Source organism: uncultured Marinococcus sp. (assembly GCF_947493875.1).
Taxonomy (GTDB): domain Bacteria; phylum Bacillota; class Bacilli; order Bacillales; family Marinococcaceae; genus Marinococcus.
On record NZ_CANLSU010000004.1, the window covers coordinates 14,686 to 41,393 of the forward strand.

General features: G+C 50.3%; 32 protein-coding genes. 10 read left to right on the forward strand and 22 right to left on the reverse strand.

The window, feature by feature from the left end:
* Window positions 1–29 precede the first annotated feature (29 nt).
* The 4 genes from Q0757_RS08290 (at window position 30) to Q0757_RS08305 (ending at window position 3,031) form a co-directional block, all read left to right on the forward strand.
* A complete protein-coding gene (locus Q0757_RS08290) occupies window positions 30–926 on the forward strand; it encodes a LysR family transcriptional regulator (protein ID WP_298786198.1) in 897 nt (298 codons plus the stop codon).
* A 99-nt stretch (window positions 927–1,025) separates the two neighbouring features.
* On the forward strand, window positions 1,026–1,577 hold the full coding sequence (locus Q0757_RS08295) for an acyl-CoA thioesterase (protein ID WP_298786200.1): 552 nt from the start codon (window positions 1,026–1,028) through the stop codon (window positions 1,575–1,577).
* Window positions 1,561–1,926, forward strand: a complete 366-nt coding sequence (locus tag Q0757_RS08300) for a hypothetical protein (RefSeq protein ID WP_298786202.1) — start codon at window positions 1,561–1,563, stop codon at window positions 1,924–1,926. The genes Q0757_RS08295 and Q0757_RS08300 overlap by 17 nt, the downstream gene beginning before the upstream one ends.
* Before the next feature lie 172 nt (window positions 1,927–2,098).
* Window positions 2,099–3,031: an LCP family protein gene (locus Q0757_RS08305; RefSeq protein WP_298786204.1), complete on the forward strand. Its 933-nt coding sequence runs from the start codon at window positions 2,099–2,101 to the stop codon at window positions 3,029–3,031.
* Window positions 3,032–3,066: 35 nt separating this feature from the next.
* Here Q0757_RS08305 and Q0757_RS08310 read toward each other — a convergent pair whose 3' ends face one another.
* From Q0757_RS08310 to Q0757_RS08325, 4 genes are all read right to left on the reverse strand, one after another.
* The gene (locus Q0757_RS08310; protein ID WP_298786206.1) at window positions 3,067–3,882 is read right to left on the reverse strand and encodes a CpsB/CapC family capsule biosynthesis tyrosine phosphatase; all 816 of its coding nucleotides are present in this window, start codon (window positions 3,880–3,882) and stop codon (window positions 3,067–3,069) included.
* A gap of 168 nt (window positions 3,883–4,050) precedes the next feature.
* The gene (locus Q0757_RS08315; protein WP_298786207.1) at window positions 4,051–5,019 is read right to left on the reverse strand and encodes a peptidoglycan-binding protein; all 969 of its coding nucleotides are present in this window, start codon (window positions 5,017–5,019) and stop codon (window positions 4,051–4,053) included.
* A 397-nt stretch (window positions 5,020–5,416) separates the two neighbouring features.
* Entirely contained in the window at window positions 5,417–6,058 is a 642-nt protein-coding gene (locus Q0757_RS08320) for a hypothetical protein (RefSeq protein WP_298786210.1), read from the reverse strand.
* A 347-nt stretch (window positions 6,059–6,405) separates the two neighbouring features.
* Window positions 6,406–7,212 carry a histidinol-phosphatase gene (locus tag Q0757_RS08325; protein ID WP_298786992.1) on the reverse strand — a complete coding sequence of 269 codons (807 nt, stop codon included), beginning with the start codon at window positions 7,210–7,212 and terminating at the stop codon, window positions 6,406–6,408.
* Window positions 7,213–7,443: 231 nt separating this feature from the next.
* Here Q0757_RS08325 and nagE point away from each other — a divergent pair, with 231 nt between their 5' ends.
* Window positions 7,444–8,844 (forward strand): N-acetylglucosamine-specific PTS transporter subunit IIBC, encoded by a 1,401-nt coding sequence (nagE, locus tag Q0757_RS08330; protein ID WP_366139525.1) that lies wholly within the window; start codon window positions 7,444–7,446, stop codon window positions 8,842–8,844.
* Between the two features lie 85 nt (window positions 8,845–8,929).
* Entirely contained in the window at window positions 8,930–9,658 is a 729-nt protein-coding gene (locus Q0757_RS08335) for an SIS domain-containing protein (RefSeq protein ID WP_298786996.1), read from the forward strand.
* Window positions 9,659–9,670: 12 nt separating this feature from the next.
* On the opposite strand, the gene Q0757_RS08340 is transcribed toward Q0757_RS08335, so the two are convergent.
* From Q0757_RS08340 to Q0757_RS08380, 9 genes are all read right to left on the reverse strand, one after another.
* Complete coding sequence (locus tag Q0757_RS08340) at window positions 9,671–11,035, reverse strand: MATE family efflux transporter (protein ID WP_298786212.1); 1,365 nt, start codon at window positions 11,033–11,035, stop codon at window positions 9,671–9,673.
* A 92-nt stretch (window positions 11,036–11,127) separates the two neighbouring features.
* A complete protein-coding gene (locus Q0757_RS08345; protein WP_298786214.1) occupies window positions 11,128–11,616 on the reverse strand; it encodes a VOC family protein in 489 nt (162 codons plus the stop codon).
* Between the two features lie 103 nt (window positions 11,617–11,719).
* Window positions 11,720–12,178 (reverse strand): flavin reductase family protein, encoded by a 459-nt coding sequence (locus tag Q0757_RS08350; protein WP_298786216.1) that lies wholly within the window; start codon window positions 12,176–12,178, stop codon window positions 11,720–11,722.
* 94 nt (window positions 12,179–12,272) lie between these two features.
* A complete protein-coding gene (locus Q0757_RS08355; RefSeq protein ID WP_298786218.1) occupies window positions 12,273–12,995 on the reverse strand; it encodes a GntR family transcriptional regulator in 723 nt (240 codons plus the stop codon).
* A 27-nt stretch (window positions 12,996–13,022) separates the two neighbouring features.
* On the reverse strand, window positions 13,023–13,778 hold the full coding sequence (gene nagB, locus Q0757_RS08360) for a glucosamine-6-phosphate deaminase (protein ID WP_298786220.1): 756 nt from the start codon (window positions 13,776–13,778) through the stop codon (window positions 13,023–13,025).
* Window positions 13,775–14,980, reverse strand: coding sequence for an N-acetylglucosamine-6-phosphate deacetylase (nagA, locus tag Q0757_RS08365; protein ID WP_298786222.1), 1,206 nt, complete (start codon window positions 14,978–14,980; stop codon window positions 13,775–13,777). Before nagA ends, nagB begins: the two co-directional genes overlap by 4 nt.
* Window positions 14,981–15,070: 90 nt before the next feature.
* A complete protein-coding gene (locus tag Q0757_RS08370; RefSeq protein ID WP_298786225.1) occupies window positions 15,071–16,030 on the reverse strand; it encodes a D-glycerate dehydrogenase in 960 nt (319 codons plus the stop codon).
* Window positions 16,031–16,406: 376 nt separating this feature from the next.
* The gene (locus Q0757_RS08375; protein WP_298786228.1) at window positions 16,407–16,565 is read right to left on the reverse strand and encodes a hypothetical protein; all 159 of its coding nucleotides are present in this window, start codon (window positions 16,563–16,565) and stop codon (window positions 16,407–16,409) included.
* A 13-nt stretch (window positions 16,566–16,578) separates the two neighbouring features.
* On the reverse strand, window positions 16,579–17,556 hold the full coding sequence (locus Q0757_RS08380; RefSeq protein ID WP_298786231.1) for a D-glycerate dehydrogenase: 978 nt from the start codon (window positions 17,554–17,556) through the stop codon (window positions 16,579–16,581).
* A gap of 105 nt (window positions 17,557–17,661) precedes the next feature.
* Between Q0757_RS08380 and Q0757_RS08385 the strand changes: the two genes are divergently transcribed.
* A complete protein-coding gene (locus tag Q0757_RS08385) occupies window positions 17,662–17,850 on the forward strand; it encodes a CsbD family protein (protein WP_298786233.1) in 189 nt (62 codons plus the stop codon).
* A 40-nt stretch (window positions 17,851–17,890) separates the two neighbouring features.
* Here the strand turns inward: Q0757_RS08385 and Q0757_RS08390 are convergent, their stop codons facing one another.
* Window positions 17,891–18,670: a PAS domain-containing protein gene (locus tag Q0757_RS08390; protein WP_298786235.1), complete on the reverse strand. Its 780-nt coding sequence runs from the start codon at window positions 18,668–18,670 to the stop codon at window positions 17,891–17,893.
* Between the two features lie 231 nt (window positions 18,671–18,901).
* On the opposite strand from Q0757_RS08390, the gene lhgO reads away from it, so the two are divergent.
* Both lhgO and Q0757_RS08400 read left to right on the forward strand, forming a co-directional pair.
* Window positions 18,902–20,086, forward strand: a complete 1,185-nt coding sequence (gene lhgO / locus Q0757_RS08395) for an L-2-hydroxyglutarate oxidase (RefSeq protein ID WP_298786237.1) — start codon at window positions 18,902–18,904, stop codon at window positions 20,084–20,086.
* 7 nt (window positions 20,087–20,093) lie between these two features.
* Window positions 20,094–20,456: a VOC family protein gene (locus Q0757_RS08400; protein WP_298786239.1), complete on the forward strand. Its 363-nt coding sequence runs from the start codon at window positions 20,094–20,096 to the stop codon at window positions 20,454–20,456.
* 45 nt (window positions 20,457–20,501) lie between these two features.
* Here Q0757_RS08400 and Q0757_RS08405 read toward each other — a convergent pair whose 3' ends face one another.
* Window positions 20,502–20,684: a hypothetical protein gene (locus Q0757_RS08405; RefSeq protein ID WP_091613066.1), complete on the reverse strand. Its 183-nt coding sequence runs from the start codon at window positions 20,682–20,684 to the stop codon at window positions 20,502–20,504.
* 304 nt (window positions 20,685–20,988) lie between these two features.
* Here Q0757_RS08405 and Q0757_RS08410 point away from each other — a divergent pair, with 304 nt between their 5' ends.
* Window positions 20,989–21,201 carry a hypothetical protein gene (locus Q0757_RS08410; RefSeq protein ID WP_298786249.1) on the forward strand — a complete coding sequence of 71 codons (213 nt, stop codon included), beginning with the start codon at window positions 20,989–20,991 and terminating at the stop codon, window positions 21,199–21,201.
* Window positions 21,202–21,243: 42 nt separating this feature from the next.
* Here the strand turns inward: Q0757_RS08410 and Q0757_RS08415 are convergent, their stop codons facing one another.
* From Q0757_RS08415 to Q0757_RS08445, 7 genes are all read right to left on the reverse strand, one after another.
* On the reverse strand, window positions 21,244–21,591 hold the full coding sequence (locus Q0757_RS08415; protein ID WP_022793490.1) for a hypothetical protein: 348 nt from the start codon (window positions 21,589–21,591) through the stop codon (window positions 21,244–21,246).
* Between the two features lie 99 nt (window positions 21,592–21,690).
* Window positions 21,691–22,983 (reverse strand): NAD(P)H-dependent oxidoreductase, encoded by a 1,293-nt coding sequence (locus Q0757_RS08420; protein ID WP_298786253.1) that lies wholly within the window; start codon window positions 22,981–22,983, stop codon window positions 21,691–21,693.
* A 22-nt stretch (window positions 22,984–23,005) separates the two neighbouring features.
* The gene (locus Q0757_RS08425; protein ID WP_298786998.1) at window positions 23,006–23,374 is read right to left on the reverse strand and encodes a PTS glucitol/sorbitol transporter subunit IIA; all 369 of its coding nucleotides are present in this window, start codon (window positions 23,372–23,374) and stop codon (window positions 23,006–23,008) included.
* A gap of 61 nt (window positions 23,375–23,435) precedes the next feature.
* Window positions 23,436–24,470 (reverse strand): PTS glucitol/sorbitol transporter subunit IIB, encoded by a 1,035-nt coding sequence (locus Q0757_RS08430; protein WP_298786255.1) that lies wholly within the window; start codon window positions 24,468–24,470, stop codon window positions 23,436–23,438.
* 32 nt (window positions 24,471–24,502) lie between these two features.
* The gene (locus Q0757_RS08435) at window positions 24,503–25,063 is read right to left on the reverse strand and encodes a PTS glucitol/sorbitol transporter subunit IIC (RefSeq protein WP_298786256.1); all 561 of its coding nucleotides are present in this window, start codon (window positions 25,061–25,063) and stop codon (window positions 24,503–24,505) included.
* On the reverse strand, window positions 25,051–25,473 hold the full coding sequence (locus tag Q0757_RS08440) for a transcriptional regulator GutM (RefSeq protein WP_298786258.1): 423 nt from the start codon (window positions 25,471–25,473) through the stop codon (window positions 25,051–25,053). The genes Q0757_RS08435 and Q0757_RS08440 overlap by 13 nt, the downstream gene beginning before the upstream one ends.
* A gap of 256 nt (window positions 25,474–25,729) precedes the next feature.
* Complete coding sequence (locus Q0757_RS08445) at window positions 25,730–26,671, reverse strand: sugar-binding transcriptional regulator (protein ID WP_298786260.1); 942 nt, start codon at window positions 26,669–26,671, stop codon at window positions 25,730–25,732.
* Window positions 26,672–26,708 lie beyond the last annotated feature (37 nt).

Genomic DNA, 26,708 nt, shown 5'->3' on the forward strand with positions numbered 1-26,708 from the left:
AAACTCATCTGAACCATTGGAGTGATTATATGGACTACCGCCAGCTCGTCTATTTCATGGAGGCTGCCCGGCTTGAAAGCATCACACGCGCCGCCGAACACCTGTATGTTACCCAGCCCACTATCAGCAAGATGCTGCGACAGCTCGAAGAGGAATGGGGGGTAACACTGTTTGACCGCTCGCGTAAAAAGCTGACCCTCACTGATGCTGGTGCTGTCATGCTTGAGCAGGCCAAAAAAATACGGCACGCCTACCACGGGCTTGAGCATGAGCTTGATGCCCTGCGCGGCTTGAAGCGGGGACAGCTACGTATCGGCCTGCCGCCGATCTTAAGCTCCTCCTTTTTCACGCAGGTGATCGCGCCTTTTCACGAAAAGTATCCGGAAATCACTCTGCACCTTGAAGAAAATGGATCGAAAAAAATAGAAGAAGCCCTGCTGCACGGCGATCTCGACGTTGGCGCCGTGGTCCTCCCGACAGAGGAGTCGCTTTTTCATACGCACCCGTTTGTCGACGAACCACTCCAGGTCGTGCTCCCTGCCAGCCACAAGCTTGCGGCTCAGCCGTCTGTGAGTCTTGCCGGGCTCAGCCAGGAGCGCTTTCTGCTGTTCAATCAGGATTTTTCCCTCCGCCAGCAGATTATTACCGCCTGCCGGGATATCGGATTTATGCCCAATATTCTCTCAGAAAGCTCACAGTGGGACTTTATTGAGAAAATGGTTGCAAGCGGTCTCGGCATTACCCTCCTTCCTGAAAGCATCTGCCGGGAGCTTGGCGGCGAGGTCGTTATCCGCCCGCTTGCCGGAGAGGCGCTCCGCTGGAGGCTCGGCCTCATCTGGCACCGCGAGCACTACCTTTCGTTTATCGCTAAAGAGTGGCTCGATTTTTCCATTCCGGTGCTTTCCCAAATGAAGCAGGGCGATTAATGTATTTATCATAGACACTAGTTATGATAATTATATTAACCATTCATTTTCATTATGATTATGTGTGGAGTATCCTTATAAATGAAAGGAGACTTCACTATGCAGGCACGGAAAATGCGTGAAAGCCGTATCGTCAACACTGACCAGGTACTGCTGAACGATTTAAATAACTATAATTCCCTTTTTGGCGGCGTTTTGATGAAAAAGCTTGACAGCTGCGCCACGCTGTCGGCCCGCCGGCATTCCCGCGCGAAGGAATGCGTTACCGCTTCAACTGATTCCATCGATTTTCTCTGTTCAATTTTCCAGACGGATTCGGTCTGTATTGAATCATTTGTGTCCTACACTGGCACAAGCTCGATGGAGATTTTCTGCAAGGTTATCGCTGAAGACATGATGAGTGGGGAACGCCGCATTGCTGCTACGGCCTTTTTAACCTTTGTTGCTCTTGGCGACCACGGCAAACCAGTACCGGTACCAGGGATCATCCCGGAAACCGATGAAGAAAAAACCCTGTTTGAAACTGGCAAAGACCGCGAAATTGACCGTAAGCACCACCGGCAGAAAAGCAAGGAGCTTGCGAAATTCATTACACTGGAAAAACCATGGGATGAACACGAGGGGGTCACGCAGTATGATCACATTAACTAGTATTCAAACGCTCCGGAGCGTAGATGAAGAACGCATCTCATTAAGGCAGAACAATGAAGAGCTGTATACGCTTTGGACCCATGCGGTCCAGCTGACCCGTAAGCTGCAGCTCCGCTATCAAAGCCTTTGCTCGCTGCTTCAGCCGGCAGGAGCAATGCCGTCTGACGTCGAGGCCCTGCCGGATTCTGTACGCCGCCTTTATATCGAGGAGGTTCAGAAGCTGCGCAGACAGACAGATGATAAGCAGCTGCAGCATTTTGTTCAGACACTTTCCCCTGAAGAGCAGGAAGCCTTCTGTGCGATGACGGCCGGTGCTACCCCGGAATCCATTAAAGGGCTGAAAAAATAACGAAACGAATCCAGGCAATTATATTGTCTGGATTTTTTTGTAACTTCCCTATCGTTTAGACGACTATCATTTGTAGCAAATATCATATAATTACAGCCTATTGTACTATTGCTGAATTAACTATAAAATAAAGCATACTACATCATCAGGCAGACAGGGGAAATGAATACATATGAAAAAAGCATTGCTTATTATTGGCGGGCTGTTTCTGGCGCTCCTTATAGCCGTCGGCATTTACGCCTGGTATCTCTATGACTCCGTGGCAGATACCGCAGAAAATATTAACGAGGGGGAAGACCGCCAGAGCAACCTTCGCGACGCGGACGTAGACATGGATTCGAGCGAGCCGATTTCCATTCTGCTGATGGGCGTCGACGCCCGGAATGGAAGCACCTCGGGCCGGACCGACACCATGATTGTGGCGACCGTCAACCCGGAAACAGAATCAACCAAAATGGTAAGTATTCCAAGAGATACGTATACGGAAATTATTGGCCGCGGGAACCAGGATAAAATCACGCACGCCTACGCATTTGGCGGCGCCGACATGGCCATGAACACGGTGGAAAACTTCCTGAACGTACCGATTGACTACTATGCTACCATCAACTTCGAAGGATTCGAGGACATCGTGGACGCTGTTGGCGGTGTTACGGTGGAGAACGATTTTGCTTTCAGCGATAATGGATATGATTTCCCAGAAGGCGAAATTGAAATGGACGGAGAAAAAGCACTTACCTACGTGCGCATGAGAAAAGAGGATCCGCGCGGGGACCTTGGCCGTAACGAACGTCAGCGTCAGGTTCTGGAAGCTGTCGCAAATAAAGGACAGAGCGTTACGTCCATTACGCGTATTGGTGACTACCTCGACGTCGTGGAGGAAAACGTGCGCACAAATATGACCTTCGAGGACATGAAGGATCTGCGCTCGAATTACTTCAGCGCCCGGAATGATATTGAAAACATTAACTTTGAAAACGGACAGGACCGTACCATTGACGGTATATATTATATGGAACAGGACCCGGCCGAAGTGCAGGAAATCTCAAGCATGCTCCGGGAACACCTCGAGCTTGAAGACGGCGAAGAAGCGCCCGCAGAATAACGAAAACGGTGCCCCTCAACCGAGGACACCGTTTTTTATTTGGCTTTGGAGCGGTTCGGCATAAACCATTTTCGCTTTTCTTTTAAGGGAGACGGTTCCTCGGTGCTGACATACCGGTTATTCAGTACGCAATCGGCATTGTCCTTCAGCATTTGGGCATATTCTCTGCCGGCAAGCTTTTCAATACTGTCAAAGGCGGCTTCCATGGAAGGGTCCTCTACGGAATCAATGGTTACATTTGCCACAATATTTGCCCACCGGTGCTGAACCATTTTTTCCGCCAGATGCCTCTGCGGCTTTGGCGCATTTTTGCTGAGGCTTCCCGCATTCACCTGTACAAGCGATCCATTTTTGACCAGCCGGTACAGCTCCTCTGGATGCTGCTGGAAACCGGGATCCTTCTCCGGTTCTGCCAGGATCGGCATGTACCCTTGCATGCGCAGTTCATGTAAATGCACATGCATCTGATGATAGGAAAGCTCTTCGCTCCAGTCCACAAGCACGTACCGGCTGCCGTTCAGCGTTAATGCCTCTTCCGTTTTTAATTCACCTGCCAGTGTATCCGTCAGCCGTACGCACTGTCCTGGATAAATACGGACAGCGCCTAATTCACCGCGCCACTGCTTCTGGAACTGCTCAATTAAAAATGGGATCGTGTCCCCTGGGTGTTTGTCGTTATCATGCCATTGCTTCGGAGCAGCAATAATATCCGTTATTCCTGTCTTATTATACTCTGCGAGTAATTGCCTGACATTGTTCTCTTTCTCCGCCGTTTCGTCTTCATCGTTTAAGATGTAGCTGTTAATGTCAATCAACACTTCCACTCCTTTGGACCGGCTCTCGGCCTTCATTATTTCTTCGGCATGGAAAACAGACTAAGTAATTTAAGTATAGCACACAACCCCTCAAACAAAGTAAAAATATCTTAGTTTCATATTCTCTGCCAAATACGACTTTTATCACAAAAAAGAGGCTGAAAGCAACTACTCTGCTTTCAGCCTCACGGATATTTATTTTATTTAGAAGCGGCCCGCACCAATATAACGGGATTTCCAGTAGGAGCTGTTCATGTCGGAAATCGTGACCCCTGTCGAGGCGCCGGCATGGAGAAACTTGCCGTTTCCAACGTAAAAGCCCATATGGGAAGGGCCGGTTCTTGTTTCGTAAAACACTACATCACCAACGCTGGGACTTGAAACTCTGGAGACCTGTGTCCACATCTGCGCCACCGTCCGCTTCGTGGTTACGCCGTGCTGGTTCATGACGTACTGAACAAAGCCACTGCAGTCAAAGCCGATTGGAGAAGTGCCGCCCCACACATATGGGGTGCCCATATACTGCTTGCCTGTTTCCACTACTGCCGAGGATGATCCGGTTGATACACCTGCTACCGCATTGGAATCAGAAATTGAAGAAGAGCTGGAATTCCCTGAAGAAGCCGTTACACTGCTGTTCAATGCCTTCCGGGTAACCGGGCCGACAACTCCGTCCACGCCGATACCGGCCGTACGCTGGAAGTCTTTTACGGCGGCATCCGTTACAGGACCGAACACGCCGTCCACAGAGCTGTTATAAAATCCTTTGCTTTTCAGCGTGCTCTGCAGGCTGCTCACTTCACTTCCGCGATCTCCCTGGCGGAGACTTGAAGATACGCTCGAGCTGGAAGAGCTTGAGGAATTCGAGGAAACGTTAGAGGACGAGTTGCCGCCAAGGTTCATTTTACTGAACGTGATTGGCCCTGCGACACCGTCTACGCCGATACTCTTCGCACGCTGGAATGATTTCAGTGAACTCGCTGTTACCGGGCCGAATACGCCGTCAATGGATCCGGTGTGAAATCCTTCGCTTTGCAGATACTCCTGCAGTTCTTTTACATCGGAGTTCCGGTGGCCCACTTTTAATGTCTGGTCTCCGAGCGCTGCGTCTGCGACAGTCGGTGTGGCAAGAAGTCCTGCTGCAAGCGCAGCGCTGAATAAGAATTTTTTCATTATGTTTTCGTCTGTCAGGCCTCTTAATATCCGGAGTTTGTATGTTATGATTCTAAAGTTTCAGACAGAAGCATCTGAATAGAAATATATGTAATAAAAGGGATATTTTTTATTATTAAGAGTTTAAGACGATTACACCTCCTGTTATTTTATTTTTAAATTATTTAATATGTTTTTTCCGTTTTTATAAGCTACTCGTATTATATGTTGGAGGTTTAACTAATTCAATAGAACGAGCACTTTTGTTACACAACTGTAATTTTGCACACAAATCCGTAACTTTATTGGTGATATTGGACCTACGTAAAACTTTATACCCGTTATATTAGACTTAGTAAATTTAAAATAGCTTCCTCCGCCGTAATGCAGGCGGAGGAAGCTATACTTTATCTTTATATTACATCTGCAGTATTCTATGTTCTTTAATATAGTCGATGATCTCTTCAACGCTGATATCGTCTGCCAGAATGTATCTGCTGCGCTGATGCACCTCCGGCTTCTCAAGAATATCAAGCTTTACACAATAGCGGAACAGAAGTGTTATAAACTGGCGCAGCGTCGAGGCCTGGTAGGTGGATTTCTCTTTCAGGGAATCCCCGAAGGCTTCAAAGTAATCCTTGGAGGAAAAAGGAGACTTATTTTTCCAGGAAACCAGATTCTGCAAAAACGTTCTGAAAAAATCGACGCTTACAGCATATGTCTGTGGTGCTTTTTTAAATTTCAGCAGTCCTTCTTCTTCAATGTAGTATAAAAGGAGCGTTTCCCTGCCCCGTCCTGCAGAAATGCTGTTTCCGTTCGCCCGGGGCTGCTCTCTGAAGGAGACTGTGGGAGCGGACAAGTCGACCAATCCGTTTTCTCCAGCACCTGCGGCCTCTACGGCGGTTCGCTCCGGGTAGCTGACGTCCTCCCCGGCGATAAAGGCCTCCATCCGATCGAGGTTACGCATATGGTGTACGGCCTGCTCGGCGCGGTCGTAGTTATGCTCCTGAATCGCCTCGTGCAGAATTTCCTGTAACTGTTCTTCATATTTTGCTGGCATTAAGGGTAAATCTCCTTTCTTCAGTGACGGGCTCCGTAATATTGATCGTTTTGCACCTGTATAGAAATTGATTCATTTTACTGCACAAATACAAAAACAATTAAATATTTAAATTATACTTAATATATTTTTTCATATTGGCGCACCGGCGTCTATACCTTCCTGCTGTATAATTATAAATTTTACACGGATCCTCTTCTATCGTACGTTATTCTTCTATTACTTTCATCGGTCTTCATTCTCGATATTTACAGCTGCCTATATTAATTATTTTTATATGAATGTAAAAAGCCGGAAAAAAGCGTGAATACGCTCCTTTCCGGCTTATATATACAAAATTATGCACCTTACAGTTTAACGTCCACCGGACGGCGCTTCCGGAAAAACCTCCAGGAGCGGTAGCCGATCTGCTTCAGACGCTTCCGCACTTCTTCCAGATCGTCCCCGATTCTCTCCGGCACATGCGCATCGGAGCCAAACGTCACCGGAACGTTGTAGTACAGGGCGCGTTCGAGCATATCGTCCGATGGGTACCAGCCCCCGCAGTATTTGGTCTTGCCGGAGGTGTTAATTTCAATGGCGGTCCCTTCTTCCCCGATTATCCGGAGCGTCTTCTCCACCTCCGGGGTCTCAATTTCTGCCGCATACGGAAAATAACCCTTCAGGGCATCGATGTGACCCAGAATATCAAACATGCCGCTTTTGGCGGAAAGCGCAATCTGGCGGTAGTATTCCTCCTTTACCTGGCGGATCTCCGCATCATTCATGCCCTCCCATCTGGACGTATCGAAAATATTGACGCCGTTTACGAAATGAACTGAACCGATTACGTAATCCATCGGATATTTACCATACTGCTCCCGGTATGGTGCTTCCTGGTCCGGAAAATAGTCGGATTCCACACCGATCAGCACTTCAATATCGTTTATGTATTTTTCTTTCAGCTGCCGGATTTCTTCAATATAAGCCGGGAACTCCCCTTTTGCCATCGTAATGCGGGGATGCGGGCGCTCTTCGTCGCTTGCAAAGAACGGGGAATGATCGGAAATACCGATCACGTCGAGATTATTCCGGATCGCTGCCTGAATGTAGTCTTCAATTGTTCCTTCCGCATGGCCACAGCGATCGTGATGATTATGAAGGTCAAATTTCACTTTGATCACCTTTCTTTTTCTTTTTATCGTACCATCTTTGTGTTAAAAATCTATTGTAAAAATGGTATAGACATCTATATATAATATGTTACTATGTTTGTAAGCGTTACCTTATGGATGTCGTCAGATTCTTTAACAGAGTTTTTAAATTTTTAAGAAAATTGGTATAGACATCTATAACTAAAATAAGGTACATTTTCATCATACATTCTTTTAAAGGGGGATCTACTTATGCTTGGAAATCTTCAAATCATGGGCAAGTTCCAAAAGCTCGGGCGTTCATTGATGCTTCCGATCGCAGTCCTTCCGGCTGCTGCTCTTATACTGCGTTTCGGGCAGGAGGACCTGCTTGATATCGCCTTTGTTGCAAACGCCGGCCAGCTTATTTTCGACAACCTGGCACTGCTTTTTGCGGTAGGACTGGCGATTGGTTTTTCCAGGGACGGCAGCGGTGCCGCTGCACTTGCGGGCGTTGTCGGTTATTTAATTCTAACTGGAGGACTGGAAGGGATAAACGAAGATATTAACATGGGAGTATTCGGCGGCGTTATTGCAGGTATCACAGCCGGACTATTATATAACCGCTTTTATAACATTCAGCTGCCGCAGTTCCTCGGCTTCTTCGGAGGCAGGCGGTTCGTGCCTATTATCACCGCCGTCACGATGCTTGTATTTGCGTTTATCTTCGGCTATGTTTGGCCTCCGGTCCAGACCGGGATTGACCAGGTTACCAGTGTTATTACAAATACAGGAGCTGCCGGAGCCGGACTGTACGGGTTTTTGAACCGGCTTTTGATTCCCACCGGTCTTCATCATATTATCAACGTGTATATATGGTTTGATTTTGGTTCCTTTCAGGGCTATAACGGGGAAATCACCCGTTTCTTAAACGGTGACCCGGACGCTGGTGCCTATACAGCCGGATTCTTTCCAATCATGATGTTCGGCCTACCGGGCGCGTGTCTCGCTATGATTATGGCCGCGAAGCCGGAGCGCCGCAAAGAAGTTGCCGGCATGCTCGGCAGCCTGGCCCTAACTTCTTTTTTGACCGGTATTACAGAACCAATTGAATTTACATTCATGTTTCTTTCCCCACTGCTTTATGTCGTGCACGCACTTATGACCGGGCTTGCAATGATGGTAACATTCCAGCTGGGAATATTAGACGCCTTTGGTTTTTCCGCCGGCTTCATAGACTACCTGCTCAACTTCGGCATTGCGACCAAGCCTGTGCTGCTGCTCGGAGTCGGATTAATATTCGGTGTTCTTTACTTCGTGGTCTTCTCAGCACTGATCCGGCTGCTGAATATTAAAACACCAGGCCGTGAGGATGAAGAAACGGTCACCACAGCCAATACGTTCAGCGGCGATGACAAATATGAATCCCTCGCCAAAAATTACGTGGCTGCCCTCGGCGGGTATTCCAATATTCAATCGATCGATAACTGCGTGACGAGGCTCCGGCTTCAGATGAATGACATGGACGAAGTCGATGAAGACGGGCTGAAGCAAAACGGGGCACGCGGCGTCGTAAAAGTAGATAAAACCAACCTGCAGGTCATTATTGGCACTGAGGTGGAGTTTGTCGCAGATGCCATGCGCTCTCAGCATCCTGATTCCAATGCAGAATAACCCTTGCCCCCGCTTCAAAGGCGGGGGCTTTTTCTCTGTCAAAAAACAGGTATACTTTTAACGTGAAGAAAGGATGATATATATGATGATAGAGAACTATTTTTCCCAAATCCGCGAGCAGCTGAGCACTGTCGAAGCACAGGAATACAGCCAGATGGAGGCTTGTGCCAAAGCGATCGCCAACACGCTTACGCAGGATGGGGTCATTCACCTATTCGGATGCGGGCATTCGCACCTGCTTTCACTTGAAGTCTACTACCGGGCCGGCGGCCTTGTGCCGCTCCGCCCTATTCTTCATGAACCTGTGATGCTTCATGAAGGGGCTCTGCGCTCCTCCAAGCTTGAGCGGACAAACAATTACGCCTCCACGTTTTTAGCGAACGAAAATATTCAGCCGGAGGACACTGTTATCGTTATTTCCACCTCCGGAAGAAACCCTGTACCCATCGATGTCGCCCTCCACGCCAAAACAGCCGGCGCTGCGGTCGCCGGCCTGACATCAGTTGCTTATTCTTCAGCTCAGCCCTCCCGTCATAAGGACGGCTTCCGGCTGATGGATGTCGTCGATATCGTCCTCGATAACCATGCGCCGCCCGGCGACGCCCTGCTGACGCATCCGGATCTTACGACTCCTTTTGCCTCAAGCTCTACAGCAGTAGGAACCGCCATGCTGCAGGCAGCTATTGCCCGTGCAATCGAAATAACGGCGGACCGCGGAGAAACCCCGCCTATTTTTGCGAGCGGCAATGCTGACGGCGGGGATGCCCAAAACGAACAGTGTCTGCATAAATACCGGGACCGGCTTGGGTTTTAAAGACAGTCAGGGCTAAGAGACATTGAAGCCTCTTTCATGCCTTTTCACCACAATTTTCAGCCGGATGAAAAATCCGATGGCGGCACTTGTAAGCCCAACGGTAATACCGAGCCAGAGTCCAAACGGCCCGAGCGGCGTCGTGACCGCAAGCAGATACCCGGCCGGCAGACCGAGCGCCCAGTAGGAGACAAGTGCCGTGAAAAACGGAACGGTCACGTCTTTATAGCCCCGAAGCACGCCCTGAAGCGAGGCCTGGGCGGCGTCTGAAATCTGATAGACGATCGCAAACAGGAAAAACTGGGCAGCAAGCTGCACTACTTCTTCATTGGTTGTGTAAATGTAAGCGATCGGCTCACGCAACAGAAATATCCCTATGGAAGCCACGCCAAGTATGCCCATGGCTGAGGCTACCCCGAGGCGCGTATACGCTTTGGCCCCTTCAAGGTAGCCGCCACCGACTTCAAAGGCGACCACAATCGTCAGCGCAATGGAAATGCTTAACGGCACCATAAATATCAGGGACGTGAAGCTGAGCGCCACCTGGTGGGCGGCGACCGTAACGGTGCTGAACAGCGACGCCATCAATAAACTTACTGCCGAAAAAATACTCGATTCAAAAAACAGTGACATTCCCATCGGAACGCCGATCCGCAGCTGCTCCTTCCACGCCTGCCAGGAGGGCCGGTACCAATCCAAAAAGATGCGGAACCGCCTCATAGCCGGAATCCGGAACGTCATCATGACGCTGAACGCAAAAATGATCCAATAGGAAATCGCTGTGGCGTATCCCGCGCCGATGCCGCCAAGCTCCGGAAAACCAAATTTCCCAAAAATTAATACGTAATTAAAGAACGCGTTAAACGGAAGCGTCCCGAGCATGATCACCATCGTAATCCGCGTATGGCCCTGAGCATCAAAAAAGTTCCGTAGAACGATCGATAAGAAGAAAGGAATAATTCCAAAAGCGAGGCCGATTAAATAATGAGCAGCAATCCGTTCGACGCCAGGCTCGAGCGACATAAACGAAAGAGCCGGGCTTAACGCCGCCGCTCCGAGCGTAATGACAAGCACCCCGAAAAGCACGCCCAGGTACAGCCCCTGCGTAATCGTGCCGGCAATTCTTCTTCCTTCTCCGGCCCCGAGCTGCTGGGAAACAATCGGTGTGATGGCGAGGAGGATGCCGTTCACCGCTGTAAATACCGGCATCCACAGGTTCGCCCCGATCGCCACGCCCGCCAGGTCGTCTGTTCCGGCCCGTCCGGACATGATGGTGTCTATTAAATTCATGCCAAAATAGCTCAGCTGTGTGATCAAAATGGGTCCTAAAATAACCATAAACAGCCGCAGCTTTTCTTTAGTCGTTTCTGCGTGATACATATTCTGCCTCCTGCTGACATCCCGTCCGTTCTGTTCATCTGTATAGAATAACATCGATCAGCCGGAAAGGGCACCGTATTCATGCAGGCGGCTTACTTGCTGTCCATATTTCCATAGGTGACTTCCGTGCTGTGCGAATACAGCTCGATGATATTGCCGAACGGGTCCTCCATATACACAAGCCGGTACGGTTTTCCCTCCCGCGGTGTCCATATCCGGCTCCGCTGTTTTCCTCCCTCTGCTTCTATACGCGCAGCGGTTTCCCTGATATCAGCCACGAGCAGACAGAGGTGAAAAAATCGCTGCTGCCACGGCGGGCTCTCCTGCGGGCCAGGCCTGGGATCAACAAATTCAAACAGCTCAAGACCTACCTGGTTCGCTGTAGTCAGATGCGCGTTGCGCATCTCCCTCACTTCTTCGCCGAGAAGATCCATCGTCATATTCGTGGAAGCATCGTCCGTCTCCTCAGCCTTCGCTGTAAACGGACCGGCCAGAAGCTCAAAATCCAGCACCCCCGTGTACCATTCGACAGCTGCGTCAATATCCGGCACGGTTAAACCGATATGGGTGATTCCAGTCATAATCTCCCTCCTTTGTCATACAAAAGCCGTTCCCATTATGGAAACGGCTTAACCCTGTACGAAGGGAACGTATAAGTGAAACATCCGGCCAAAAGCCGGAGAGTTATTCCATATAGCGGTATTTGCCTTCAAAATAAACGAGTGGTGCTTCATCCTGGACGGTTACGTTTTCCACGGAACCGATAAACAGCGTATGGTCCCCGGCATCGACTTCGTTATATTTCGTGCAGGCAAGCTGGGTGATGGCCCCTTCAATGACCGGGCGGTCTTCAAACCGCTCAAAGCTCACTTCTGCGTCATCTTCGGACTGGCGGGCAAAGTAGCGCGACACTGCCTCCTGGCCGTTTCCGAGAACGCTGATGGCAAACTGGTCCGACTCCTGCATATATTCGTGCATCGATGCCGTTTTCGAAACGGAAATGAGGATCAGCTTCGGCTCAAGTGAAACAGACATGAACGCGTTGGCCGTCATGCCGTGAACTGTCCCTTCATGCTCCGTCGTAAGTACCGTAACACCGGTCGTGAATTTTCCCATGGCTGCTTTAAACAATCGATCATCCATCTGTGCGGCCTCCCTCATTATCAGCTAATCGTTATCCTGCGAGCATTTTAACGTATATCAGCCCAGAAAACCAGGAAAGCTGCTTCGGCCGCCCTTACCGCGGCATATGGATACGGAATTTGTACCGATCCCCGCGGTAGGAGGAAATAACGTGTTCAAACGGGTCTCCGTCCGCAGTATAGGTAGTCCGGGAAATTAACAGCACCGGGGCTCCCGGGATGATGCCAAGAAGCTCTGCCTCGCGCTCCGAAGCAAGAGAGGCCTCCAGGGATTGGTCGGCGGATCCGATCGTGATGCCGTAATCCTGCTCGAGCCGGTTATAAATAGAGCCTGACGCCGCTTCTTCTCCAAGGCCTGGAAACATATCTGCATGCAGATATGAATTTTCAAGCGCCATCGGCTTATGGTCCGCGAGCCTAAGCCGCTCCATCCGGTAGACCGAGCCGCCCTTCAGCTGAAGCAGCCTGGCAGTTGCTGCGTCCGCTTCCTCCATTTGAAACAGCTGCAGCTCGCTGCTTGCTTTCATGCCGCGAGCCTTCATATCTTCGGTAAAGCTCGTAAGGCCCTGAAGCATCTGTTCAATTTTAGGTTCAGCTACAAACGTTCCTTTGCCTTTTTCCCTCGTCAGCAGCTGTTCGCTTACAAGCTCTGTCACCGCCTGGCGGACTGTCATGCGGCTTACATCAAATTCTTCAGCAAAAATACGCTCGGATGGAAGCATATAGCCCGGAGGCCATTCGCCGCTCTCAAGCTTTTCGCGGATCATTTCCTGTATTTGATAATAAATGGGCAGCGGGGATTTTTTGTTAATTTTCATATACGGCATCCTCCCGTTTTCGCTTTTTCACCCGGCAAAGTGCTTTATCACTTCTGCAGGCACCTCCGACAGCGCTTCGTTATCAGCAATCACCGTTACTCTGGAGTGTTTTTTCAGTACGGAAGCCGGAAAGTCTTCCTGCACCTCTCCTTCAAGCAGACGAAGAAGTGCTTCTTTTTTACGTTTGCCAAATACAAGCAAAAGAATTTCACGGCTTTCCATAATGGTTTCAATTCCCATCGTTACTGCCTGCTTCGGCACGTCTTCGATACGCTCAAAATACCTGGAGTTGGCTTCTCTGGTTGACGGCTTCAATTGTATCACATGCGTCCGGCTCGAAAAGGAGGTGCCGGGTTCATTAAACCCGATGTGCCCGTTTTCGCCAATGCCGAGCAGCTGCATATCAATACCGCCGGCTTCTGCAATTTGCTTTTCATAGCGCCGGCATTCCTGCTCCAGGTCATCGGCTGTCCCGTCCGGAAGATGCGTCTGTTCCGGACGCAGCTCCAGCGGCTGAAAGACTTTGTGCTGCATGTACGCGTGATAGCTTTGCGGATGGTCCTTCGGCATGCCGGCGTATTCATCAAGATTAAAGGTCGTAACGAGGGAAAGGTCCAGGCCCCCGCGGTCATAGATATTCTTCAGCTGCTGATACGTGCCCTCCGGTGTGCCTCCGGTCGCAAGACCGAGCACACTGTCCGGCTTCTGCTGCACCTTTCTGGCGATCATTTCCGCCGCATGCACATTCAATGCTTTTCTGTCAGTCACGCGGATAAGCTTCACGGCTTCACTTCCCCTCTCTTTTCAGGCACCGCAGCGCTCCCGCGGCACCACACCTTCTGTATATGCATACTGTCATCCATCCAGACAATATCGGCGTCTTTACCGGCCTGAATGCTGCCTTTTCGCTCTGCAACTCCTATTTCATGCGCTGCGTTCCATGAGGTCATGCGCACTGCTTCCTCGCGGCTGCAGCCTGTAAACGCCTGAATATTGCGGAAGCCCTGATCCATAGCGAGCATGCTGCCGGCAATCGTGCCGTCTGCCAGATACGGCTTGTCTCCTGCCACCGTTACCTGCTGGCCACCGAGATCATACGTACCATCCGGCAGATTTTTGGCCCGCAGGGAATCCGTAATGACGCAGATCCGGCCCGCCCCAGCTGCCTGATAGGCAAGCCTGACCATGTCCGGATGGCTGTGAACACCGTCTGCGATAATTTCAATTGTAAGCCCCGGGTTTAACAATGCTGCGGCAGCGATGCCGGGCTCCCGGTGATGCAGCCCGCTCATGCCGTTGTACAGATGGGTAATATGCGAAAGACCGTTCTCTGCCGCCTCGTCTACAAGCGCTTTGGAGGCATTCGAATGTGCTGCGGACGCGACGACGCCGATGCTCTGCAGGTGGCTGGTGAGCGTAAAGCCCGGATCATGCTCCGGAGCCAGTGAGACAATCCGGATCGCGTTGCCGGAGGCACGACGCCATGCTTCGAATAAATCCACCGAGGCTGGAACCATAAATTCAGCCGGCTGGGCCCCTGCCTTGGAAGGTTCAAAAAACGGCCCTTCCACGTGTGCACCTGCAATTTCCGCCTGGCCGTCCGCCGGCATGGTTTGCCGGTGGTCAGCGACTGCCTCCAGGGCTCTTGTAATATCCTCGCTCTTCTGGGTAATCGTAGTGGGAAGAAATGTCGTGGTGCCTTCAGCCGGCAGCGTCCGGGCCATCGTTTCCAGTGCCTCTGTGCTGCCGTCCATCGCATCCGCTCCCTGGACACCGTGAATATGCATATCAATCATTCCCGGTATAAAGAAGCCCCGGGAGCCGTCCACCATAACTGCACCTCGGCGTGTTTCCTCCGGAACCTCCTGCAGGCGCTCCATGCTTCCTGTCTGCTGGACTGCCTGCCCGCGGATCCAGATGAACTGCCCAGTTGAGGTATGGTCTGCGTTTACAATAGTCGCTGAATATATAATAGTATCTTCCACTGCGAGTCCCCTCCTTTTCTACATCGTACCAGTATAAAATATAGTTGTCTATACCAATTATGGCAAAAAAACAGGATCATCTTTTCTGTTTTAAAGCTGATCCTGAGGCTCCTGGTCATTTAACACCTGCAGCACGTTTTCCGCCGCCCGCAGCGACATATTGTTTTCATTTTCTTCTGTAAAGGAGCCGATATGCGGAAGCGTCACCACGTGTGGAAATGTGAGCAGTGGATGATCAGAAGGAACCGGTTCCTCCGAAAATACATCCAGACCGGCACTACGTATCCATCGGTTCCGGAGCGCTTTGACAAGTGCCTCTTCATCCACGACTCCTCCACGCGACCCATTAATAAATACAGCAGACGATTTCATCCGGCGAAACGCCGCTTCGTCCATTAAATGGTGCGTTTCCTTTGTGAGCGGCGTCATCGTACAGACAAAATCCGACTGCTCAAGCAGCGGTTCAAGTGCTGTCCACCTTGCCCCGTATTTTTCTTCCGCTTCGCGCTTTCGCGAACGGTTATAATATAAAACGTCCATGTCAAAGCCAAAGCGGGCCCGTTTGGCAATCGCTTCCCCGATCCTTCCCATGCCGATAATGCCGAGCGTCCGGTGGTGCACGTCCACCCCGAAATAATCATCCGGTAGCGTGTTCTGCCATTTTCCGTCTTTCACGTAGCGGTCGGTTTCCGGAATACGTCTGGCCGCCGCCAGCAGCAGACCGAAAATAGCGTCTGCGGTCGTGTCGTTTAACACCTCCGGCGTATTGGAAGCATACACATCCCGGGCTTTTAAAGCCTCCAGGTCCAGATTATCGTAGCCAACAGAAACGTTGGCGGCAATACGGAGATGAGGAGCCTGCTCCAGAAACGCTGCACCGATTTCATATTCGATACCAATAATGGCTTCAGCCTCCGCCATCGTTTTGCGGAACACCGGATCTTCAAGCGTTTCGCTGCGTTCGAAGTACCGCACCTCACACGTTTCTGCCAATTTTTCACGGGCCTCTCTGCTCACCCGGTTGTAGGCAGCGACTAATGGTTTTCCCATATATAGTCTCCTTTCGCTCCATTTTCAGTGATTTTCACCGTTTGTTCACTTATAGCTACCTTATACACTCATTTTCTTTAAAAACGATGTTTTATCTTCGTTTTAACCTGGGAATAGTCTCTGTACAATATTCAAAAGAAAGGGGCATTTTCATGTTATTTATTGAAGCCCGCAAACGCATGCAGGAAGACGCTGTCAAAAACGGAGAACAGCAGGTCAAACAACCAAAGCACGCCGCGAAGCGGAAATTCCGTAAGCACAAAAGCAGCTGAAGCCGAACTTCATGATTACAACGTCCTTCAACAGGGTAATTGTTAAATAAGAATTTGAAGATGGAGGACGTTAACTACTATGAGAAAATTAATTAAAATGGCTGTCAAAGTTGGACCTTTTGTTTATCCGTATGTACGAAAATGGTGGAAAAACCGCAAACAAAAGCGCTGAAGGCATAAAGCGCTAAAATAAACGCTGAAAAGGCAGCCGTTCTCGCATCAAGAGGGCGGTTTTTCTTATGTCCAAAAACCGCCTCTTCCATGTTCCCCGTAAGCCTACTCTCTTCCTTTGCCCCAGGCCTTTTCGTTGACAAGCGCTTCCGGTTTTTCTCCCATCAGAGCCTTTACGCACTGCCCGGCGGCCTCCATGTACATTGCTTCCCGGGTTTCTGTCGTCCCGGTGCCGATATGAGGAAGCAGTGTCACTTCAGGCATCGTGAAAAACGGATGGTCTGAGGGAAGCGGTTCCTCTTCAAATACATCGAGGCCTGCCGCGAAAATCTCTTTTTCCTGAAGGGCAGTGATCAGTGCCTGCTCATCGACGACAGACCCGCGTCCGCCGTTTAGAAATACCGCTGTTGATTTCATTTTCCGGAAGGCCTCTGCGCCGATCATATGCTTTGTTTCACTAGTTAATGGCAGCAGTACCATTACCATATCTGACGAAGCGAGCAGATCATCGAGCTGTTCATAGACGGCACCGGTTTCTTTTTCTGCCTGTTCGTGCCGGGAACGGTTATAGTAGCTGACCTCCATCCGGAAGCCTTCCTTTGCCCGGCGGGCGATTTCTTTTCCTATGCCGCCCATGCCAATGATGCCGAGCTTTTTATGATGAACGTTCAAGCCGAACCAGTCCTTTGGCGCGTTCCGGTCCCATTGTCCATTTTTCACAAGCTCATGCATCTCCATCAGACGCCGGGAAGCGCCGATCATCAGCCCAAACATCGTGTCTGCCATCGTATCAACGACCGCCGATGGAGTATTTGTGACCACAATGCCCTGCTCTGTCAGCAGGTCTACGTCGAGGTTGTCCACCCCGGCTGAAGCATTACTTACTACCCGAAGCTCCGGTGCCTGGTCCAGCAGCTCCTGATTCACCGGGAGACCCGCTCCGATAAGCGCCTCCGCTTTCGGCAGCATTTCCATGAATTTTTCCCGTTCTTTGTTCGGGCGGATCACATGAAGCTCTGCATTTTCTTCCAGGTACTTCCGGACATGCTCCGGGGGATTCGTATAGGCAATAATAACAGACATACAGGCATGCTCCTTTGCGTACGTATTTTTGTTGAATCATTTGTTTTATCCCAGGCTTCACCGGGAATGATCCCAGTAGGAACCTAATACAGGAGGTATTCATTTATGGCAGATAAAAAAGGCTTCAGCGATAAAGTAAAGGGCGCTGTCAATAAAGTAAAAGGCGAAGCAAAGGATCAGGCAGGCAATGCCAAGGACGATCCGAAAATGCAGCGTGACGCCAAGAAGGATAAAGTAAAAGGCGAAGTGCAGAACAAAGCCGGCGACGCCAAAAGGCAGGACGAGGAAAAATAAGCAGCATTGGTGAAGCCGGAATCCTTAGCATTCCGGCTTTTTACGATATTCCGAGCTCCTGCAGCATTTCCTTCACCGTAGCTGCGGTCCGCAGATAGGAAAGCGAAATGTTCTGCGACGTAAACGCCATCGAAAGCTCCGGTCTGATGCCGGTTACAATCAGCTCCGAGCCAAGCAGGCGGAGAAGATGATGCAGATTCATAATGCCGTCGGCCACCTGTTCGTCATACTCGTCCATGCCGGAAAGATCAAGAATCAGCTTTTCATAATGAATATTTCCGTATGCTTCGGAAATTTTATGAAAAATCATTTCAAACCGTTCATAGGATAAATCCCCGACCACCGGAAGCACAGATATTTTCTCTGTGATTGGCACAATTGGTGTTGAAAGCCGGTCCACCTGGCGTTCGCTTTTGTCCAGATCGTCTTCGTATTTTTTCTGACGGGTAATGTCGCGCTGAACGCCAAGAAAATACAGACGGTTTTCCATATAAATGGGCTCAATATATATTTCATTCCAGAACGGCGTGCCGTCCTTCTTAAAATTTTCGAGCTCCAGGACGCATTCCTCCCGGGCAGCCACCGCCCGTTTCATATTTTCTATTGCCTGCTCGTTTCTATTTTCCCCCTGGAGAAACCGGCAGTTATGCCCTACGCTTTCTTCATACGTATAGCCGGTAACATCAGTGAAACCCCGGTTTACATAAACGATGGGGTTATCCTCCTTGTTCGGGTCTGTGATAACCAGCCCGACCTTCGAATGATCGATCGCTTTTAAAATTAACGAGTCTGTCAAAATATCATCGTTAAACTCATCCATGAGGCGTGCAATCCTTTCCTAATCCAATTGTTTATTATGTACCTCATATCTGCTATTCCTTTTTTCTGCTGCGCTGTAAACTTCCAATTTTTTTCTCCCGGGTACATTCTTTTTCCATTATACTAGAGACACGATTTTAAAGAAATTGCTCCCGTTGTAAGTTTTTAAAAAACGGGTATGCTGTGCGTAAGCAGCCTCTGTTAAAAAATTGTCGTTTAAAGGAGCTTCGATATGTACGATTATATCATTATCGGCGGCGGAATCGTCGGGCTTGCTGCAGCTTATGCGCTGCTTGAAGAAGAACCCGGCGCCGGAGTAGTCGTTTTAGAAAAAGAATCCCACCTGGCCTCGCACCAGACAGGCAGAAACAGCGGCGTTATTCATTCCGGCATCTATTACCGTCCCGGCAGCCTGAAGGCTCTGCTTACGGAAAAGGGGCGGAAATCGCTCGCTGCTTTCTGCGATCAGCACGGGGTCGACTATACGATTTGCGGAAAGATCATTGCCGCCAGGGACGAAAATGAATTACTTCAGCTGCGGAAGCTATATGAGCGCGGCAGGCAAAACGGCCTGCAGCCGCGCTATCTGTCGCTTGAAGAGCTTGCAGAAAGAGAGCCGTACGTAAGTGCCCAGCACGCACTGCTTGTGCCCGAAACCGGTATCGTCGACTACGGTGAGGTGGCTCAGGCTCTTGCGGCCGAAATCCGCCGGCGGGGCGGGGACATCCTGATCGGTCAGCAGGCCGGACAAATTCAGGAAACGGAAGAGAGCGTGAGTGTCACTACCCAGGACCAGACGTTTTCCGGCCGGAAGCTCGTCAACTGCGCCGGGCTGCAAAGTGATAAAATTGCCCGTATGGCCGGGTACCATACAGATGTCCGTATCGTCCCGTTCCGCGGGGAATACTATACGCTCGCTCCGGAGGCTGAACATAAAGTCTCCTGGCTCGTCTACCCGGTACCGGACCCCGCGTTTCCATTTCTCGGCGTTCATTTCACCCGGATGAGCCGGGGCGGCGTAGAGGCCGGCCCGAACGCCGTATTAAGCTTTGAGCGGGAAGGATACGGAAAAATGGCTGTAAACCCGGCAGATGCCTGGGAGCATCTTCGTTCCCCCGGACTAAGGAAGCTTGCTTCCCGGTACTGGAGGGAGGGAGCGCGGGAATACGTTCGTTCGTTTTCCAGGCAGGCATTTACCGCAGAGCTGCAGCAGCTGATTCCTTCTCTTGCAGCGGATGATCTAATGCCCGGCGAACCAGGAATACGCGCCCAGGCCATTCAGGAGGACGGGACGCTGATGGACGACTTCTTTTTTATTACGGGAGCCCGCAGCCTGCACGTATTAAATGCCCCGTCGCCCGCAGCAACAGCTTCGCTTGAAATCGGAAAAACGATAGCCCGAAAAGTGAAAGGATGACTCTCTTATGACATTGTTTACCGGGATTGATCACGTACAGCTTGCCGCCCCACCGGAAAGTGAAGAACAAGCCCGCCATTTTTTCCATACTATCCTTGGTATGCCAGAGATACCAAAGCCCGAGGATCTGGCCAAACGCGGCGGTGTTTGGTTTGACTGCGGCGGCCTTGAGGTCCATATTGGCATTGAAGAGCCGTTTTCCCCGGCCCGAAAGGCCCATCCGGCGCTCCGGGTGCACAGCCTTGAGCTTGCCAGAGAGCGCCTGCAGGAGTTTAACTGGCCTGTAAAGCCCGAAGAGCCGCTGAACGGCTCCCCCCGCTTTTATACGGAGGACCCGTTTGGCAACCGCATCGAACTGATTGAAAGATAGTAAAAAGCCCCCGGCGGTAGATGCCGGGGGCTTCTAATATCAGCTTTACAGACTGAGCATTTTCACCGAGTTTGGGTGCAGCTCTTCCTTTAATTGCTCATACATTGTCGTTGCGCAGTCTTTTCCTTCTAAAATTAATTCCTCTTTCGCCTCACGGCCCTTATAGTTCTTTAGTGAAATCTCATGGCCGTCCTGGTCTACTGCAATCAGCATATACTTTTGCTTCATGGATGCTCCCCCTTTTTCTCTTCCCTCTCTTTTTTCAGCCGTTGTGTGTTTCTTCTGCTCAGATATGCCGTTACTGCTACATTTCTGTTGGTTTAAATTACTGGTTGTTTGTTTAAGGTTAAATGGGCTGTCAGAAACATTATTTTCCCGCATACCGCCCGGCGTAAACTTTCCCCCGCTTAATACTATCTGCTTACAGTCCATGGTTTTCTTTTTTGTCGTTCCGGGTACATAGTCTTTAAGTAAATTATTATATACCGCTCTTATTCATGATATTTATTATACGCCGAGGGAGTGAAATACGATGGACTACTCCATGTCGCGTCAGGTTATTTACTGCTCGATCACGAACCAGAAGGTGCTTCACGAATTATCCTACGTTTATAAAGACGGTGTGTTTGACTCTGTTGCTACGTGCACCGGAGTGTCAGAGGCCTGCACTGATTGTCCTCTGCTGGATTTCAACCGTGTATACGAAGCAGCACCCACCCCCAGGAAACAACTGGTCAGTGGATGATATCTTTGTTCATAAAAAATCTTCCTTTCCACTTGCGCGTGGTCAGGAAGATTTCTTTTGTTTATTTTTATAATAGCGCAGGGTCTTCTGGGTATCATTTAAATCCCGCATCAGCCGGTAGGGCTTGCTTGCCAGCCGGAACGGCATCCGTACGACAAACGGCGTCCTGCTTTCTTTGTATTCCTCTGTCAGGCGAGTTGGCTTGGTAGTCACGCGGTCATACACTTCGCTGTACCATTCCTTCATGATATCGCGGTTTAATGTGAGCTCCCGGCCGCACGTGCGGCACTCCATGCTGTACACGTCCCCATTAATATATTCCACGTTGTGGGGCGTCTCTTCCTTACAATGAGCACACTGTAAGTAAATAAGCTCCTTACGTTTTTTCATCGCTTCAGCCCCTCCTTTACTTATTACTCTTTTATTATACCACGATTTGAAGACGGAAAAAGAAGCGGCCGCTAATTTCGGCAGCGCTTCCTTCTCCTTTTATTTCCACTCATGATCCTGCATTTTCCTAAGACGCCAGATCGTTGATTCCACTGTCTGCTCGACATCCTGATACGTAATGATTTCTCCTTTTTTTACAGGGCGGGCCATTCGTACATTTTTGTCCACCAGGCCAATCGGAAGTGCTCCCTTCTCTTTTGCTTCGGGAGCTTCCATCACAGTACCGTAAATGGTAAAGCCGCCAATCGAATCCAGATGCTCATCCGCTTCCAGATCACGCTTCGCCACAGCCACTGTTTCAGCAACATGGCCCGCGTCGGGAGCAATCGTTGCCTGGCCGTCCAGGTAAGCGCGTGCCACGGAAAGCGGCGTTTCCAGGCTTGTCAGGTGGTATGGCCGGTACAGTACGTAGTTCGGGCCGTCTCCCATTTTTAAATATTTCATTTCCGCATTCACTTCTTCCATGCCGGAAGCAACGATGGCAAACACGCCCGGGGCGATGCCGTTAATGTATTCCACAATGTGCTGCTTTGCGACTTTTCCTCCCTGCTCCCGCAGCTGGAAGAGCTCCGGCAGATCGGCGACTCCGGCTTCGAAGCCGTTCATGCCCGGCTTCTCCGGTACAAACCCGGTCGCGTTCGCTACGGCATTCATTTCCACCATCGTTTTTGTGCCATCCTGGAAGGAGGCAAGCATTTTCGGGCTTGAGCCCTTCTCTTTGGCCTCAGCTGCTGCCGTGTCCGGATTCGCTTCAACATTTAACGGGTTGTTTTTGCCCTTCCCAAGCGCCACCACCTCAAAGCCAATTGCATCAGCAAAATCATACAGCTCCATAATCGCTCCCGGCTCATCTCCTGCCGACCCGGTGTACACGACGCCGCTTGCATCCGCCATCCGTTTCAGCAGCGGCCCGACAGTAACATCCGCCTCGACGTTCAGCATGACGATATGCTTCCGGCTCAAAATCGCGTTCCAGGCAATTTCTGCGCCGATATTCGGTACCCCGGTCGCATCCACAATCACATCCACTTCATCGAGTGCGCATACGAGCAGTGCTTTGGTGGAAGCCACCACTTTGTTCATGCGGATAGCCTGCGAGGCTTCTCCTTTATCGTTAGTAGAAACAATATTTCCCCGCTCAATGCCGGCATGCCCGTACGCGTTAATGACGTTATCTTCATTTATGTCAGCGGTGATAACAACCCGCATGCCCTTCATATTTTCAATCTGCGCGATCATGCCGCGACCCATCTGGCCGGCACCGACAAGACCCACCTTAATGTAGCGGCCCTCTTTTTCGAGCGCCTGCAGCTTTCGGTTAATTCCTATCATTGCTCTCCACTCCTATCCAGCTTTATTTTTTACGAAATACGATGGTGCTTCCCACCTGTATCGCGGGCAGCGGCCTGGCTTCTATACAGACCGTCCCCGGCAGATCTGAATTTGTCTCTCCGTTAAACTGGAAGGTCGCATGCCCGAGATCCCGCAGCGTTTCATTTGCTTTGCCGCCAACAAACGTCAGGGCAAACACTTCTCCATCAATGATCAGCTCATCCCCGGCTTCCAGATCCCCGTTTAACCCTTCGGCATTATGAACGAAGCTGATGTCGTACAAATCCTTTGGTGCTGTTTCGTTGAATAAAATCATCATGCCATCGTCCATCAGCATCTGGGCGTCCTCTCCAATGCCAACCACAGTGGCTGTAAATACCTCTGTTTTCATCTGCACGGTCACTCCTCCTAAGAAATACAGAGCGGGCAGCGAGTGCCCGCCGTTTTTATTTTTATGAATACAGGCCGAAGCTGAAAAGATAAGCGATCACAACGGCAAGCGGCCCGGTAATAACCCTCGAGAACAGGACGGCTGGTACGCCGACGGAAATGGTCTCCGGCTTTGCTTCGCCGAGTGTCAGGCCAACCGGTACGAAGTCTGCCCCTACCTGCGGATTAATGGCGAAAAGTGCCGGAAGCGCCATTGCCGGCGGAATATTTCCCATGCCGATCTGAGTACCGATAAGCACCCCAACCACCTGGGCAATAACAGCGCCCGGACCGAGCAGCGGGGATAAAATTGGAATCGCACATATAAAGGATAAAAGCAGCAGCCCGAAAATATTGCTGGCGAGCGGCGATACAAAGTTTGCGATCAGATCCCCGATACCGGTGAATGTGATGATCCCGATAATCGTACTGACAAAAGCCATGAACGGAAGAATATTTCGGATGACGGTATCAATCGTTTCCCGGCCGGCCTGGAAGAATACGCTTACTACGTTGCCGACGGCGCGGCCGATACGTTCGATAATATTTGCCTTTTTCGGCCCGGATCCTTTGGCTTTCATTTTCGCGTCGTCTTTAACCTGCCTGGCCACGTCCCGGTCCATCAGGGAGTTGTACGGGGAGGCTTTGTCCTCTGCTTCCGCTTCGGCAGCCGGCACCTCGTCCTCGCTGATAGCCTTCATGTCCCTTTCAGCTACACCCGAGACAAAATTTTCTTCGTTAATATACTGTGCCAGCGGCCCGGCCGGTGACGTGCCGTGGATGTTGACCGTCAGCACGCCCATTTTCGGGTAGACCCCGCAGCGTGCGGTGCCACCGCAGTCAATAACTGCTGCGGCGATATTTTCTTTATCATAGGAGGCTTTGAACCCGTCCACCGCTTCGCCGCCTGAAAGCTCCGCCAGGCGCTCGGCGACCGGGTGAATACCACCTCCGGTTACCGACATAATATATCTTTTCTGATCGTTTGGATGAATGACGAGCGGGCCTCCCCAGCCGCCTCTTCCTTTTTTTACCTCTACCGGTTTATATTCAGCCATTGTTCTTCCCTCGCTTTTTTTTAAATTTTCATTTATGCGCTGGCGCTTTTTTCCGTGGAATCATCCTCTGTATTGGCTGCCTGGCGTCTTAGCATGATAGCGGTAATCCATTCGGTCACAACGCCGCGAATTAATATAACGATCAGGCCGACAATGAAGAAGCGGATGGCCAGTGGACCGGCAGACAGACCAAGCGTCGTAATGCCCGCTGAAATTCCTGTATAGACGAAAAGCTCAGCCGGGTTCGCGTGAGGAAACAATCCGGTAATTGGATGCACAAATGATACGGCGGAGTCGTAAAACGCCGGCTTCTGCCGCTCCGGAAGAAAGCGTCCGAACGTGTAGCACATCGGGTTGGTCAGGAAAAACACGGCCAGGACCGGAAACAGCGTATAGCGCAGAAAGAAATATTTGGTGCTTTTCTGGGCCAGTGAATAAATTCGTTCTTCGCCGATGAATTTAATCATGGCGTTAACAGCAAGAATTAAACATATAAGTGTCGGAATAATACCTGTTACGAGCCCGACGAACGTTTCACCGCCTGCCTGGAACATTCCGATAAAGCCTTCTGCTAGCGTTACTAAGAAATCCATTTGTTATCCCCCTTTTTGTGTTTGCGTTTCTGTTCTGCAAGAATCTGCTGGGCTGCCATGAGATGAGCCCGCTTCGGATGCTTCTTTTTACCAGGAGCGCCTTCTGTTTCCCACTGCTTTTTTAATTCATGGATGTTTTTATCCATCAGCTCAGGCGCTTCAGCGAACCTGGCGAACACCGTCACTCCTCTCATTATCTTGGCATCGATCACTGTGCCTGCTTCATTGGTAACAAGCAGAATGACCGTGCCGATGCCAAGCAGGCGTTTATCAATACCTGTGCCGAGATAGCCCGAAGGACGCCTGCCCATTGAAGCAATCATGCCGTTATAGTATTTCATCTGGCGGAATGTCAGATAAAATTGCAGCAGCCATATTACGACGAACGCGGCGATAAAATAACCCCACATCCTCACCCCTCCTTTACATTTGTAACAACTTGTAACCTTTGTAACAATATTAAAGCGTTTTCATACAGCCGTCAATCTATTTTTCAGATATTTTAAAAATTTATTTTTGCACGGGTTTCTCAGGATAATTGACAATTATTTCTTTTATTTTACATATGTTCTTAATTACACATTTGTTCATACATATATTAAAAAAATATGCCAACGGCTTCATTGGCATAAAAAAATGGCTCCTTTGAAAGGAGCCGTGCGTACGTTATTCCGTTAAAGCTTCTGCAATTTGATTATCCACGATCAGCACGTCCAGATAGCCGCCCTTCAGCGCAGCCTCGATGCCGAGCACCTTGTGGGAGCCCTGGGCTACGCCGACGACCTCAGGAATGCTTTTAATTTCCTCGAGAGTCAGGCCGATGACCCGGTTGTTGATTGGGTGGTCCACGCCCTGGCCGAGAGCGTCGAAAAACTTCGAGCTGATATCTCCGACTGCTCCGGCTTTTCGGAGCGTGACGATATCTTCCTCCTGCAGGTAACCCATCGTTTCCATTGTGGAATGCTGCAGCGGGTTGCCGAGGCCGACAAGGGCAAGCTCCACGTTCCTGCCTTCCTCGAGCACCTGGGCGATGTCCCTGGACTGCACGAGCCGCTCCTTCAGGTCGTCGGTTTCGACCATCGCCGGAGCGTATAGATATGAACAGGAGGCGTTCATTTTCTGCGCAAAATGAAACGCCAGCTGATTGGAATGCAGATGCACGTATTTGTTTCCCATTCCTCCAATCAGCGGCGTAATCTGGATGTCTCTATGCTCGACATACGGATATTCTTCAATCAGTGAACGAAGCGTCGACCCCCAGGAAATACCGATCCGCTTTACCTGCTCGGATCTCTTGGCCACATAAGAAGCGGCCGCTTTTCCGATCAGTCGTTTACCAAGATCAGGCGTGAATCCTGTCGTCGAAACGACCACCGCTTCTTTCAGTCCGTACTTTTTTTCAAGCTTCTGTTCCAGGTCAACGGTATGCACACTTTCATCTTTAATATATATTTCAACGATGCCTTCATCCCGGGCCCGCTGCAGCATTTTGGAAATGACCGGACGGGAAACGCCCTGCTTTTTGGCGATCTGCGCCTGGGTCCATCCATCAAAATGATACAGCTTCGCTACTTTTACGGTTTCTCTTTTTTCTTCCCAGTTGAGCATAATTCTTCCCTCTATTCCATAAATTCATCTGATGCCA